The organism is Amycolatopsis sp. NPDC058278 (assembly GCF_042881395.1).
Taxonomy (GTDB): Bacteria; Actinomycetota; Actinomycetes; order Mycobacteriales; family Pseudonocardiaceae; genus Amycolatopsis.
Window position 1 is genome coordinate 110040 of the sequence record NZ_JBHVXZ010000009.1, and the last position, 14469, is coordinate 124508.

The window sequence follows — 14469 nt, forward strand, 5'->3', positions numbered from 1 at the left end:
ACGCTACCGTCCCTCTGCGAGCAGATGCTCGAAGTAGCCTGTTCGCGGCTCGCCAGGTCGTCCGACCAGTAGGGCTCGGTCGAGAAAGCTGTTGTTGGTTTCACAACTGCTCTCCGGAAGCATCACGCACGCGTAGCAAGCAGCCAGGTTCAGGCTGTCGGTTCCGCTTGCCTCCGACTCCATACAGGGCGGGTCCTGGGAGCACCACGAGATCCGGTCGAGTGCAGACCGGAGCGTTTCACCCAACCGCGCATGATTTCCCTGGGCGACGACCCCGCCGAGGCTGCCCGCAGAGTCGCTGGTCGCAGTGTAGATCAGCAGGCCTGCACACTGGTCGGACACGTAGAGGCGTTCACGCAGAGCAGCAGCGGGATAACCGGCGTCGAGGCTCCACTCGTTGATCAACGCGTGTGCCAACGTGTGCAAAAGGATGTACCGCGTCGAAATCGGCGACTCGACCTTGGCACTCGCCGCCGGATCGCCTCTGCGTACGGCACGCCTGCGAAGCAGATCAGTGTGAGCTTTCCGGATCTGCGCTCCTCGCCCCGCCGGCACGTCCGACGTCTCCCACCTGGCCAGCGCCGTCGGGTCCAGAGCGACGAACACGCCTTCTCCGCTGACCTCCACGGCCGGTAGCCAGTCGACCGGGCCGCGGGAAAGGTGGGCGTAGCGCTGCCGGTCCGACTTGCCCTCGGGCGCTTCGACTCGGGTGAATGCCTCAAGCGCCCTTACTTCACGCAGCCTCTTCACAAGCATGACGCGATCGATGCCGTCGGGGAGCTCGACGTGGTCGACGTCCTCGGGCCGAACGCACTCGAAGTCGTCACCCTGACGCGCTTGATGATGTCCTTGGTAGAGAGGGTGATACTCCTCGATACGGAACGACTCCGCTGCCTCGAGGATCGACTCCGGTTGCGTATCGTCTTCATCAGCTCCGGAGAACTGCCGACGCCTTTCGACTGCCTCGACCACCTCGCCGACGGTGAAGCCTTTCTCCTTCACCCAGCTCAGGTTCCGGATGACGTCAGCGTGCCCGGGCTGCGCCACGATCACGTCGAGCGCCGGGAACTCCTTGTCCACCAGCTTCTGCAACGTGTCCGACCACGGAGGGATCGACAGCGAAGACCTGGTGACGGAGAACCAAGCAGCCGAAGCGCCCCGCTGCAACGTACGAGGCACCGCGTCACATCCGGACTGTTCGGCGCCCTCTCCCAGCCACGGCCGCCTACCGCTGCAGGCGACACCGAGGGAATGCAACGCTTTGCTGCCGAAAGCTCCCTCCATGGAGGAGGCCAGTCCACAGGAACAGTTGATCACGACGGATCGAAGCGACGCCGTACGACCATCGGTACTCAGAGTCAGGTCGTGCCGATCGCCCACCGCTCCTGTCGGTGCATTGCGTTTGTGCACCCACTGCCAGTACGGGAAGTCGTCCAGGTGCCCCTTCTCGCACGCAACCACGAAGCGTGAGGGCACCAGGCTCCGGTCGCAATCCGCGCAGCGACCGCTCTTCGTAGTGGAACCGAAGAACTTGAACTTCTTCAACTCGCTGCAACCTGGGCAGGAGTAGATCTCGGGAAACCGACGAATGCGGACGCCGTCCCCCGCCGGCGGCGTATCGGCAGGCGGCGGCGAACGGAAGACACGTACCCGCAGGCGTCTCTGGAGACGGGGTTCGTACAACGGATGAGCGCTGTCGATCGACCAGGTGTCGATACCGCTGATGATGAACGAGTTGTCGTCCACCGCCACCATCGAGCCGACACCATAGGTCATCACGATCTGGGCGTTCCTGACGGCTCCCAGCGGCGTCTTGAAGAGCAGCCCCTTGTTGGCCGCGCTCGTCCGTCCGCGGTTGCCCGGCCTTCGCAACGGCATTTCATCGCTCCAGGTAGAGATCGGACTCCGCATCGACATCACGGAGACTCCAAAGGGTATCGAGCGCTTCTCCCAGATCGTCATCCGTGAAGCTGCGCAGCAGAGCCGCGGATGCGTCCCGTTTTCGACCCGGCGTGCTCGGTGCCTCGTAGACCAGGTTCGGGTTTTCGGTGGCCATGTCCTTCCAGTGGGCGATGATGTCGTCGAGGTGGGCGGCGGTGTCCGAACGCTCGGCGGGCGCCACGGATCCGACACGTGCGAGCACCAAAGCCTTGATCTCCGCCAACCGTGGCGCAAACCGCGCCACCCCGGCGGCCGCTCCATTGGCTCGCGCCTCCGGAATCATGAGCCGCGCGAGACCGACCAGCACGGCGTGCAAGGCTCGATCCCGAGCTCGAGCCGAAAATGGCGTGACGCTGGTCGATTCGACCTGCCGATAGAGCGCCGCGTGGTAGGAGGCGAAGTTCTCGTAGTGCGAGCGATCGCGTGAGCGTGCAGCGTTGAACAACGTGACGACCAGCCCCGGCCTGCTGCGCCCGACCCGACTGCTCGCCTGAATGTACTCGGCCGTCGTCTGCGGTTGCCCCATGATCGCCATGAGACCCAGCCGATCGATGTCCACGCCGACCGAGATCATGTTCGTCGCCAGCACCACGTCCATCGCGGCGTCGGGAAGTGCGACATCGAGTCCCTTCAAGTACTCCGGTATGTCACTCGAGTCGACACGGCTGGTCAGTTCCGTGACGATCTCCGCCTTGCGTACGTCGGCATCCTTCTCGGCCAACAGCGAGAGCCGATCCTGGACGTCGTCGTGGACCTGGAGTTCGGCTGCGGCAAGCAGTCGGAGGCTGTTGAAATAACCGACCAAGGTCCAGTAAGCGTCACGAACCTCGTCTTCGCCGTCGGTCTGCGCGGCATGGTGCAGCAATGCAGCGTATGCCCGCACCAGCAGAGTCGCCTGACTCGTGTTCGGCGTGATCAGGCCTGCGTAGAGCCGCGTGGCCTTCTTCTCACGTGGTACTTCCACCGAGAACCAGGAATCGCGAGCGTCCAGACCGGGGGGTGGGAACTGGGCCACTTCACGATCGAACAGTTTTCGTGCTTGTGCTTCGGCCCGACGAATCGTCGCAGTCGAGGCAATGACCTTGGGGCGCTCTGCTGCTTCGTCGACGACAGTTTCGTAAAGCCCGGCCAGGCTGCCCAGCGGTCCCGAGATCAGATGCAACTCGTCTTGCACGATCAACTCCGGCGGCGGGACACCTTGGCTCGTCGCATCGCGGTTGAACAGCGCGGCAACGTCCTCTCGCCACGGGAGACGAGCGAACTTGTCCACGGTCGCGATCAACAGAGTCGGATGAGACCGATAGACCATCTCGTCGACCACGTGGCAGGGCAAGCCGTCCCGGAAGGCACAGTCGACGGAGCTACACTTGATCGACATTTCCCTGAGTTGAAGGTCCACCACATAGTCGTCGGCGTCCAAGGGCGTGCCGCACCAGGGGCAGTTCCGCAGCTGTACCGGATTCTCCGTCTGCAGCTTTTCCTGCTTACGCAGACGCTTCAGCGCAGCTTCGGCTTGGTCGAGGGTGTTGGGAGTCGCCGCCCGTCCCACCCACATGCCCAGGGAGACCTCGGTTGTGCCCAGTTCCGCACGCAGTGGACGTCGTAGCGTCTCCATGGCGCAGATGAGTGCAGCCGCCCGCTCGAACTGCTGAAGCGTCAGGAGCCGCAGCGTGTACCGCATGATCGCCGTGACTCCTCGCCCCTCCTCCCCCTTCCGCAGACGTCGCAAGAAGACGGTGAACGCGATCAAGCCCAGGTAGGCCTCGGTCTTGCCACCGCCCGTGGGAAACCAGAGCAAGTCGACCAAAGCCCGGTCTTCGTGCTCCGCATCGACAATCCCGTCCAAGCATTGGAGCATGAAAGCGATCTGAAAGGGCCGCCATTCACCATCGAGCCGCACCCCTCCTCGGCGCCCGGATTTGATCCAGGAGGATCGTCCCCGCTGCAGCGCCATCGCCTCGTTCGCCAGTCGGAACGCTCGAAGGGCGTTCTTGTCTCGCCGGAGGACCTTGACGCCGTTTTCGATCCGCAGCCGAGCTTCTTCACACCTCCTGAGGTGCTCCTTCGCCACTTCGTACAGTTCTGACTCGGCGAGGAAGTCGACCTCCGAACGCCTCTCGGATATCCACCGGGCGTAGCCGGCGACGATCCGCTCGAGAGCTCCGAAGAGCTCGTTATCGCTCACCGTGGCGAGGTGCTGCATGCCGAGCTTTTCGATCTCCTCGTTCGAGTCGGTGAGGAGCACCTCGTGCTCGGGGACGAATGTCGTCGAGAGCTCGGGCACGACCGCCGGACGGTCCCCTCGCCGGACGAGTTCCGGAACCGGAGGCACCTCCCAGTTCCATACGACCGAACATCCGTGTCCCACTGCGAAAGTCGGCGCGTAGCGGTAGAGCAGTCGCGTACCTTTGACTTCTTCCTCGTCACCCCCGCCCGGGCCACGCCGCTCGACGAGCGTTCCGGCCACCCTGATCTCCGGTTGGAAGAAACAGTGGGGATCCTTGAGGTCACCCGGTGGCACGCTGTCGACGTTGACCAACGTCACGGTGACCGAAACGGACCCCTTCCGAGGCGGCCGGGTCCGAACTCGCAGCTGGAGGCCGGCGACCACCTCGTGGAACGGCTGCTCGGGCTCCGTGACGTCGATTTCCGTCGTGAATTCGGGGAGCAGACGTCGCCGCCATCGGATGCCCTGATCCTCGGTACTCCGCCGCTCGGATCGTTTGGCTTCCACCGGACGCCCGGTCAGGTCGACGGACTCGTACACGGCAGCGGTCACCGTGATCCGCACCATCGGCGAGACGAGATGCCCGACAGCGAAGGTGAGGCCCATCGACGACGGTGACTGCACGTTGGCCATGGCGACGCCGGTGTCCGGTTGCTCGTCCACAATCACTTCCACCGAGGTCAGATCCAGGTCGACGTCGGGGTTGGCGGTCTGCTCCGCTGTACGCGGGAAAAGAATGCCTGCGACATAGGTCGTGATCGGTGGATCGATCAACACCTCGTGCTCGTCGTGCGGGCCGACGGCGTCGCGGCGAAGTCCCTCGACCATCGCAGCACGGAATCGGTAGTGCTCGTCGTGGTCCGTCATCAGTGGTCCTCGTCTTGAGTGGATCCGCCGTACATGAACAACCCGAGACCGGTGAGTCGGGGAACAAGCCACACGCCGTGTGCTCCGAGGCCCGCTGCGGCTGAGTCCGCCCCGCTTCCGACGACCGTCTCGACGGTGTCGATCCGCACTCTCGTGATCCTGGCCGGCCACCGAGGCTCTCGGCCTGCACTTCGCAGGAACCTGTGCAGATCGTTCCGGAAGCGCTCGGACATGATCGCTATCGGACGACCGTCGTGAAGCACCCGGTAAGGCGGACTCTCCTTCAGACCGAAAACCGTGTCGTCCATGCGCTCCAGAACGACATCGTCCGCTTTGTGCACGACGTCGAGCAGGTATCGGCGGAGCTCCGCCGGGTCGGCTTCGGACGAGTCGCACCCGGGAGGTTTCTCTTGGGAGACGTCATTACCGTCGACCTCGATCCCCAGTCGCTGCCATCGCTGCCAGCCGAACCTGGCCCACCGATCGGTGACCGGATCCTTCCGGATCCTGCCGTCCGCAGGGTTGTCGACCCGCATCACATCGTCCCGGGCGCGAGTCATCGCGACGTAGAGCATTCGAGCCTCTTCGCCGGGGTCGTCATCGGCTCCGACTCGAGGCGGACCCGGGTCGGCAACGATCACGCGGTCGAACTCAAGTCCTTTTGCACGGTGGTAGGACGAAACGGTCACCGGTGCCGTCGGCTGTTCGCACAGTTCATCCGGCAGGGCTCCGATCGCGAGCGCGGCGCGCAACCGTCGCAAGTCGACGGTTCGATTTTCGCCACCTCGCGAAGATGCACGGACCAACCACTGCCAGCAGCGTTCGGGGTCGTCTCCTCTCTCCAACGGAAGGTGAGGCAGCAGTTCGTCAAAGGACGTCCGGGTGAGTACTGGACCGGTACCGGCGGCGAAGAGCTCACCGATCCAGGCCGGCACAACCCGCTCGGCTGCGGATCGTTGCAGACGATGGCGAACCCCGGCTTTGTGCAATTCCTCAGATGCCACGAGAGCCTGACCGTTCGTGCGGCAGAGCACAGCCGTGGTTATGTCGAACCGGGAGAGAGCGGTTGCTGCGAAGTCGTCGTGGAGGTTCCCGAAGGGTGCCGTGTCCAGGAGGGCACCCCGAACACGAGTGCGGACATCGGCTGTCACCTCCCCGTCACCACGCAGTTCGCGGCCGAACGGAAGCGCGATCTCCGCGGCACTGTCCCGGACGCGGAAGTTGACAGTCAGGGCGAGTTCCACGAGTTCCCCGGGGAAGAGCTCTCGAAGACGTGTGAAAAAGCGGTTCGTTTCACGACGTCGCTCCCGCGCATCGGCGACCTGGAAGCCGTAGATGGCCTGTGCAGGGTCGCCTACTGCGGTGATCCCGCAAGCGAACCTGTCGAGAAGCGCCTCGACCATTACACGTCGTTCACCGACGAGATCTTGGATCTCGTCGACGGCGACGTGCACGAGTTCGTCGCAGAAATCGTCCGCGAGGCCCTCGACGACGGCTTTCGCTGCAGCTCGGATCCTGTCGTCGAAGCCGCCCGACCGCCATCGGCCTTCCGGGTCGACCGCGGTCAATAGTTCGAGGGCCCAGGAATCGAAGGTGCGAGCCCGGATGTGACGGGCCGCGCCGTCGTTCGAGGTCAGGCGTGTGCGCAGCTCTCGAACTGCCGCGCGGGAAAACGTCAAGACGAGAACCTCGCCGGCAGCGACGCCATGCTCGGTCACCAGGTGTTCCAGTCGTCGGACCAAGGTGTGCGTCTTGCCGGTGCCCGGCCCTGCCGTGACGAGCACGAGCGCATCGGCAGGCTGCTCGACCACGGCTCGCTGCTCGGCGGTAAGGGTCTCGACCGCGGTCACGAACGTTCCCAGAGGTGATCGAGTTCGGTGAAGGTCACTGCCTTCTGGTAGTTCGTGATGTTGTCCTTGACGTCGATGATGAGACAGGTGTCCTCGCCGCCGTTCATCGGCCCGCGCAGCCCGCGTCCGATCATCTGCGTGTAGATGTTCGGACTGTAGGTCGGACGGGCGACGACGACAACGCGCGTGGCGGGTGCGTCGAAGCCCTGAGCCAACACTCCGTAGTTGGTGATGACTCGGATCTTCTTGCTCCGGTACTCCTCGATGATCCTGCGTCGGTCGTTCGCGGGCATCGCGGCATCGATCGCCCGAGCACTGATGTTCTTGTCGCTCAGCACAGCTGCCATGAGCTTGGCGTGCTCGACGGATGTCGCGAAGAGCAACACCGGCCAGTCGTTCGGCAGACGCTGGATCTCCGTCAGAAGCATGTTGTTCCGCTCGTCGTCCTCGCCGATGCGCTTCTCCGCCTTCGAGGGCAGGCTACCCGGGAAGTGCTTAACTTCGGCGAGCTCGGACTCGGTCAGCGGCATCGTCACACCGGCAAGCTCGCGATGTTCCACCTTCGCGAGTATCCCCAGCTGCTGGAGGTACGGGTAGGGGTCACCTTCGAACACGCCCTGGTCCAAACGCGCTCCGCCGTACCGCTCGACCAGTCTCTTGGTCTCCAGTTCGTTGAACCCGCGGAACGGAGTAGCCGTGAGCCCGACCAGCGGCCGTTCAACTCTGTTGTGCGTGATGCCCAACGCCTTGAACAGCTGCGTGTACCGTGGCGTGATCGACATGTGCGCCTCGTCGACCACGACGAGCGCCGCATCTCGCAACCAGGCGTATTGCGGCGTTTCGAGGCACTGGTGGAGTTTGGCATCGGTCGCCACCACGAGGTGCGGGCTCTCCCGCACGGCCGTGGCCTGGTTGCCCGACCACAATCGACTGATCATAAGTCGCTCGGCCGGTCCAACCTTCGACCAGACGAAGCTCCAGCTCTGCACCGCCTGCTCGCACAGCTCGTCGGTCTGGGCGATCCAGAGAACCGGACGTCCCGCCAGGCCACGAGCCTTGATCACCCGAATCACGGCTTCGGCCGCGACTCGGGTTTTCCCGGCACCCGTAGGGAGGCAGAGCATGGCCCGCTGCGGGGCAGACTTCGTGAGAAGGTCGAACATCCGGACAGCGAGATGTTCCTGGTAGTCGTGCAATCGTGGGAAGCTGACGGGACCTTCGACGACTTCGAGTGCGTCCCGGGTCTGCGATGCGCGAACTCCGGCGTAAGACTCGGGCAGCTGCAGGTCGTTCACCAATCGGCGCGACGCGCTGTCACCCCGGAACGAGCGGGCCGCCTCCGGGATCCTCGCCTCGATGTCCTTCGCGTGATGACGGAGCAGGTCGTCACCGTGCGTGTGCATCGCGAGCTCGGCGATCCGGAGACCGTCGGGTTCACTCCCCTTTTCTTTGCGCTCCTTGTCCAGCAGCCCCTTGGGCAGCTTGCGCTTGAGGGCGTCCTTGCCGACCAGGTGAAGCGCCTTCTCGGAAATCGTCCGTGCCGCCCGGATGCGCTTCAGCTGCTCGTCGTCCTGCTGCCGGCGGCGACGCTCGAGCAACGATCTGCATCCCTCGACCCCCAAGCCGAGTTTCAACATCTCGTCGACAGCCCTCAAGGCGGCGAGATCGTCGCTCGGGTTCAGAACCAGGACGTCGTTGTCCTGCAGGAACTGCGAGACGATCTCGGTTCGCTCACCGTTCGGGGTGTGCGTGATCCGCTCCAGTTCGCTGCACCGAACGAGCCGACGTCCTTCGATCTTATCTTTGGACAGCTGCCGAAGCGGCGGAAATTCGTCGACGAGAAGAACTGATTCCCCCTGCTCGACGTACCGGAACTCCCGCTCGATCGCATCCGCAACGCTGCGCATCTCCCAGCTCTCGACCATGGACTGGGCGATCTCTTCGCTGGGCACCAGGAGCACCGGAACCTCGTCGGAGACCAGGAGGTCGAAGTCGGCACGGTTCGAAGTCACGACGATGTCCGCGTCGGGCAGGTCGTTGGTCCACTTCTCCCCCACCCGACAACGAGTCGACCACTCGCCCTCCGGGAAATCGACGCCAAGCCCGAACATCAACCCGTAGACCTTGCCGGGAAATTCGTCGTCCTCGCTGCGCCCGACTTCGTCGAGCAGAGCTCGCCAGAGGGACTCTTTGAGCTTCCCCACATCGTCGCCGAGTCGGAGAGCCTCGGCGACGTCTGTCGACACCTCGGCCACCGGGAAGAACTCGTCGAACCGCGCAAGCGAAGGTCCCACACATTCGGAGACCGAGCGGATGCCTCGGCTCGTCTGTAGGCGGCCGTACTTGCGGACCATCCAAACGAGCGGCGAGACCAGAGAGCGACTGCCGGTGTGCCCACCGCTTGCTCTGACCGCCCAGGTCGGGGTGATGCCGGCTCGAGGCAATGCGTTCACGTACGCCACCCGACCTTCATCGGACAGCTCGGTGAGCAGGTGGAGCGGACCGGCGATCGGGGCGCCATCGACACGCATCGACTTCAGTTGCGGCCTGGGCGCGTCACTGGGCAGCGCCTTGAGGTAGGCACGCCAGCACCACTCCCGATATTCTTCGAACCAGTCCTCACGACGGGGATCGACGTTCGCGCGGGGAGTTTCGCTCATGCCCAGCTCGCGCAGGACCTGCCGGTCCGGTGCGTGGAAGTCGAGATCGACGGCGACGGCTTCGTCCCGCGAGCCGTCACCGGGCACCACGGCTCCGGGCAGCAGACATCGCGCCAACTCGCGGAACGTACCTGCGACTGTGCGGACGTGGATCGTCTGTCCCGGGTCCTGGACCGAGTCCCGAAGGACCGGGATGGTCGCGCTCGGGCCTGCCTTACGCGAGGAAGCCCAGAACTCGGACCAATGGGAGTCACCGTAGGTGTGGAAGCCCGCTTCCACGACGGCCGCGAATCGGCCTACCGCGTCGGCTTCGTGAATGCCGAGCACGTCCAGCGCACTGAGCACGCCGAACTGATCGACTACCCGTTCGTCCACGTAGACGTTGGAATCGGCCAGCGAGTCGGTCGATACCCGGCGGAAGAGGCCGCCCCGGGCGGGCGCGACCATCTCACCGGTCTCGGTGAGCACGATCGCGGCCTTCGATGCCTGGCTGGCCAGGGGGTGTCCGACGCGAATCATCTCCGCCGCGATCCGCACGGCGCCCCCGGAGGCTTCAGGCGTCCCGTCGGCGACCAGGGCCTCGAGCCACTCCCTCACTGATGCCGGCGAAACCTCGGCCGTCGCACAGATCAGGTCGGCACTCGCCCGTCGCCGTGGCTTCGAGTTTTCGACGGAATGATGGACCCAGTCGACCGGACTGCCCGGATGAGCGCGCCACCAGTCGAGCCAGTCGGGTCGAAGATCGACGGGGTGCATGTGCACGAAAGCCGGCACCCTCAGCTCACCCGTTTGATCGGGCAGCGAGGGCTTGGTCGCTGCGGCCGACCAGATGGCCTCGACCAAGTCGTCCGACGCCCATTGAGGTTCTTCCCGCCCACGAGCCGGTGCGGCATCCAGGTAGGCGGCCGGGTCGTCTTCCCTGGCCAGCAACGGGAACGAATCGACCACCAGGTCGGCGACAACCTTGATCAGCTCGGCATTGAAGGCATTACCGGCGTAAAGGTTCTGACGATCCTCACTGGTCTTCCACGGAGCGTTGACGATCCCTCGAAGCGTGGTCTTGTACTTGGTGGGGAAGTACGCCCAGAATTCGCCTTGTCGAGATTCGCGGCCACGACGGTCAGGGACCGCCCATGCGATGTCGATCTCGGGACGGTCGTGCAGTTCCCCGGCCGAGCGGAGTGCCTTCTCGCTGGGTCGGTGCACCCGCGTGAAGACTCGCCACGGAACCGTTGAGCTCGCGCCCGATGCGAACTCCTCCTGCAAGACGTGCCGATCCCCGTCGACACGTTGGAAGATCTGACGCTTCTCGACCTTCGCTCGAACTCGATTCTCCAGTGTAACCGTGCTGACGTGCGGCGAGAACAGGAGGAATTCGGCCGGAAAAGTGCTCAAGTCTCGCATGAGCCCGACGACCGCCGAGGGGTGGAGCGGCAACCTGACCACCGTCGTCGCCCAGACGAGCAGCTCGGCGAGGATCGGATCCGAAGCCTCCGCCTGCTGCCTGTCGATGGGCCGCGCCATCCGCAACACCGGGATCTCGCGTGCATCCGGCTGAACTGCTCGAATCTTCCTCGCAGACCAGTCCTTGTCGAAGCCGAAGCAGCCGGTCGTGCTGTAGAACTCAGGTGAGTCCGAGACGCTCAGCACCGACTTCACGCCGACTCCGAACCGTCCGATCTGCCCGCCGCGTTTGTGGGAGGCACTCATCCGAAGGATCGTGTCGGCTCCTTCGGCGGTGATCGGCGTTCCCTCGTTTGCGCAGTACAGGTGCGAACCGGTGAGCACGACGGCAATTTCCCCGCCCTGGGCCTCTCGTAGCTCGTCGGCACCGTTCTGAACGAGTTCGTAGATCTGTCGATCCCCGTATCCGCCCTGGGTGATCCGCAGTTCGGCGTTGGCGTGTTCGCGGATGAGACCCGGGTCGATGCCGTAGGTCTCGAGAACACGTTCCGATTGCTCGGTGACGACACGAAGAACCGATGAACTGGCAGAATTCACTGGCAGACAACCCCAGGATTCGGACTCGAACAGAACAGGTCAGAATACTTCAGGCGCGCAACAACGTCAACGGATAACCAGCCGAGCTTTGTCTCGACCGCATGAGCCCTCCCGTGCCCGCACGTGACCGATCCATGTCGATGAGTTCGCGATCACAGACGTCGCTGTTACTCCGAAGGACGGTCGGTTCTGAAACGTTACCGTGGCGCTGCATGGTTGCAAAGGTGAAGTGTCGATCAACATCGGACGACTCGCGCTCATCAGCAGGAGAACCCCCAGCCGGCACCCTTCAGGCGAACCAACAGGCGCGTGATCGAGTCCAGGAGGAGCACATCGGGGCGGTCGCACTGGTTACCGGTCAGTTATGCTTGTCCGACGACAATAGTGGGTAATCTCCGCAGTGCTTGATGTCCACGTCGGCGAATCACCGCCGGGCGGGACACAAACGCGGGAGACAGCACGATGAGCCCACGAACGCTCACCGGTTGGCGCAAGTCGAGCCACAGCCATTTCGAAGAGAACGCCTGCGTCGAGGTCGGCACCGGCCCCGGCGTGGTCGGGGTCCGGGACACCAAGCAGGCGGTGCCCCGGCCGGTCCTCGTCTACTCAGCGGCCGCCTTCGCCGCGTTCCTCGGCCACCTCACCGCCGGACGGTGAGGCCCACCCGCTGGAACTCCTTGAGGTCCGAGTAACCCGTCTTCGCCATCGCGCGGCGAAGCGCCCCGAACAGGTTCACCACGCCTTCCGCGTCCGACGACGGCCCGAACAGCAGGGTCTTGAGGTCCACGGCGTAATCGGGGCCGGCCGCCACGCGCGAGCGCGGCAGTGACGGGTGCGCCGCGGCCGCCGTCCAGTACAGGCCCTGACCGGGCGCGTCCGAGGCGGCGGCCAGCGGGGAGCCGAGCATGACGGCGTCCGCGCCGCACGCGATGGCCTTGGCGATGTCACCCGACACCGTCATGCCGCCGTCCGCGAGCACGTGCACGTACCGGCCGCCGGTCTCGTCGAGGTAGTCGCGGCGGGCGGCCGCGGCGTCGATGATCGCGGTGGCCATCGGGACGCCGATGCCGAGCACGCGATCGGTGCTCGTCACGCCCGGCGTGTAGCCGTGGCCCACGATGACCCCGGCCGCACCGGTGCGCATGAGGTGCATCGCGGTGCGGTAGTCGCTGACGCCGCCGGCGATGACCGGGACATCGAGGCGGCCGATGAACTCCTTGAGGTTCAGCGGCTCGGCGTCGCGCTGGACGTGCTCGGCGGAGATGATCGTGCCCTGGACGACGAGGATCTCGACGCCGGCCGCGATCAGGTCCGGGGTCAGCTCGGCGGCGTGCTGCGGGCTGACCCGCGCGGCCACCGTGACGCCGGACTCGCGGACCGTCTTGATCGCCTCGGTCAGCAGGTCGAGCCGGATCGGCGCGGCGTGCAGCTCCTGCAGCACGCGGCCCACCGCGGTCGGGTCCTCGAGGTCCTCGGCCGCGCGGACCAGCTGGAAGATGGCGTCCTCGACGTTCGCGTGCCGCGCCCAGAGCCCTTCGGCGTTGAGCACGCCCAGCCCGCCGAGCTCGCCGACGGCGACCGCGGTGCCGGGCGAGACGATCGCGTCGGTCGGGTGCGTGACGAGCGGCAGGTCGAAGCGGTAGGCGTCGATCTGCCAGGCGGTGGACACCACCGAGGACGAACGAGTCCGCCGCGACGGCACGATCTCGACGTCGTCGAGGTCATACGCCCGCCGCGCGGTGCGGCCCATCCCGATCTCGACCAGGTCCCGCACGTGAAGCCTCCTCCGCCGACGACAATCTGCCGTGCCCCATTGTCGCTAGGCCGCGTGGGTGACCCGCGCACGGGGGTTAGAACAGCAGCACCCCGGGCAGTGCGCCCAGCAGGAACCCCGCTGCCGCGCTCAGCGCGGCCAGTGCGGGCCGGTCCGCCTCCGTGACGCAGACCAGCGTGAAGACCAGCGTCATGACCGCGATCAGCGCCACGAAGATGCCCACGGCGACGGGCGAGTTCCCCACCCCCACCCGGTGGCCGCGTGCCTCCACGGCCTGCACCGACCGGCCGACCTCGGAAATCTCCAGGCGGACCGGCGATCCCGGCTCCAGGTCGAGCGTCGCGTCGGGCGAGCTGACCTCGAAGCGCTCGCCGGACGCCGTGCGGAGGACGAGGTCGTACAGGTGGCCTATCGACCTGTCCACGTGCTGGCCCCGCGTCTGGACGGTGGCTTCTTCCCGCCCGGCCGGTCCGCCCGCGTCGAGGACCCCGTACGTCCCGAAGGCGAGCGCGGCCCCGACGAAAGCCGCGCCCATCGCGGCCGCGAACCGGTTCCCGGTCACGGCTACACCCGCACGAACACGGCGACCGGCGCCAGCAGCGCGCCCAGCGCGAGCGCCAGCCAGGTCGCCACCGGCGGGTAGACGTTGAGCCGGACCGCGCCGAAGTACACCGCGCCCAGCGCCAGCAGGCTGGCGACGATCGACAGCACCGGCCGGACCACGCCCGGGCGCAGGTCGACCACGCCGCCGCCGGCCCGCAGGTACGCGATGCTCCCGTCCGCCGTCGACACGTCGAGCGTCACCGGCTGGCCGGGTGGCAGGTCCAGGCCGGCGTCCACCGCGGTGACGCGGTAGTGCCGGTCGCCGGCGTCGACCGCGACGGTGTGGCTCACCGCCTCCTCGTCCCCGCCGACCGGGAGCGCACCACGCGTGTGGGACGTCACGTGCCCCTCGACGCGGTACACCGGTGCGTCCCGCCCGGCCAGCAATTGGCACATCAGGCACACCACGCCGCCGAGGATCAGCGACACCAGGGCGACGGCCGTGAAAAACACCTTGCGCAGCACCTGGGTGAGCCGGCCGACCGTCATGCGTCCTAGTGCACACCACGACTGCCACGCAAGGCGATAGACCGATTACCGTAAGCA

The 14469-nt window shown here is 65.6% G+C and carries 8 protein-coding genes; 1 reads left to right on the top strand and 7 read right to left on the bottom strand.

Going from position 1 to position 14469, the window contains the following annotated elements:
• Positions 1-3 precede the first annotated feature (3 nt).
• Genes drmB through ACFVYA_RS06965 form a run of 4 tightly spaced genes read right to left on the bottom strand, consistent with a single transcriptional unit; the run spans position 4 to position 11546 of the window.
• Entirely contained in the window at positions 4-1962 is a 1959-nt protein-coding gene (gene drmB / locus ACFVYA_RS06950; protein WP_387043225.1) for a DrmB family protein, read from the bottom strand.
• Positions 1880-5035: a helicase-related protein gene (locus ACFVYA_RS06955; protein ID WP_387043227.1), complete on the bottom strand. Its 3156-nt coding sequence runs from the start codon at positions 5033-5035 to the stop codon at positions 1880-1882. The genes drmB and ACFVYA_RS06955 overlap by 83 nt, the downstream gene beginning before the upstream one ends.
• Entirely contained in the window at positions 5035-6885 is a 1851-nt protein-coding gene (locus ACFVYA_RS06960; protein WP_387043229.1) for a UvrD-helicase domain-containing protein, read from the bottom strand. Before ACFVYA_RS06960 ends, ACFVYA_RS06955 begins: the two co-directional genes overlap by 1 nt.
• Positions 6882-11546, bottom strand: a complete 4665-nt coding sequence (locus tag ACFVYA_RS06965) for a DEAD/DEAH box helicase (RefSeq protein ID WP_387043231.1) — start codon at positions 11544-11546, stop codon at positions 6882-6884. The genes ACFVYA_RS06960 and ACFVYA_RS06965 overlap by 4 nt, the downstream gene beginning before the upstream one ends.
• A gap of 462 nt (positions 11547-12008) precedes the next feature.
• Here ACFVYA_RS06965 and ACFVYA_RS06970 point away from each other — a divergent pair, with 462 nt between their 5' ends.
• Positions 12009-12203 (top strand): DUF397 domain-containing protein, encoded by a 195-nt coding sequence (locus ACFVYA_RS06970; protein WP_285988164.1) that lies wholly within the window; start codon positions 12009-12011, stop codon positions 12201-12203.
• On the opposite strand, the gene ACFVYA_RS06975 is transcribed toward ACFVYA_RS06970, so the two are convergent.
• The 3 genes from ACFVYA_RS06975 to ACFVYA_RS06985 all read right to left on the bottom strand — a co-directional run bounded on the left by ACFVYA_RS06975 (position 12187) and on the right by ACFVYA_RS06985 (position 14412).
• Positions 12187-13320: a GuaB3 family IMP dehydrogenase-related protein gene (locus tag ACFVYA_RS06975; protein WP_003073532.1), complete on the bottom strand. Its 1134-nt coding sequence runs from the start codon at positions 13318-13320 to the stop codon at positions 12187-12189. The genes ACFVYA_RS06970 and ACFVYA_RS06975 overlap by 17 nt on opposite strands.
• Before the next feature lie 76 nt (positions 13321-13396).
• On the bottom strand, positions 13397-13882 hold the full coding sequence (locus tag ACFVYA_RS06980; protein ID WP_387043233.1) for a hypothetical protein: 486 nt from the start codon (positions 13880-13882) through the stop codon (positions 13397-13399).
• Between the two features lie 2 nt (positions 13883-13884).
• Positions 13885-14412: a hypothetical protein gene (locus ACFVYA_RS06985; protein WP_285988162.1), complete on the bottom strand. Its 528-nt coding sequence runs from the start codon at positions 14410-14412 to the stop codon at positions 13885-13887.
• Positions 14413-14469 lie beyond the last annotated feature (57 nt).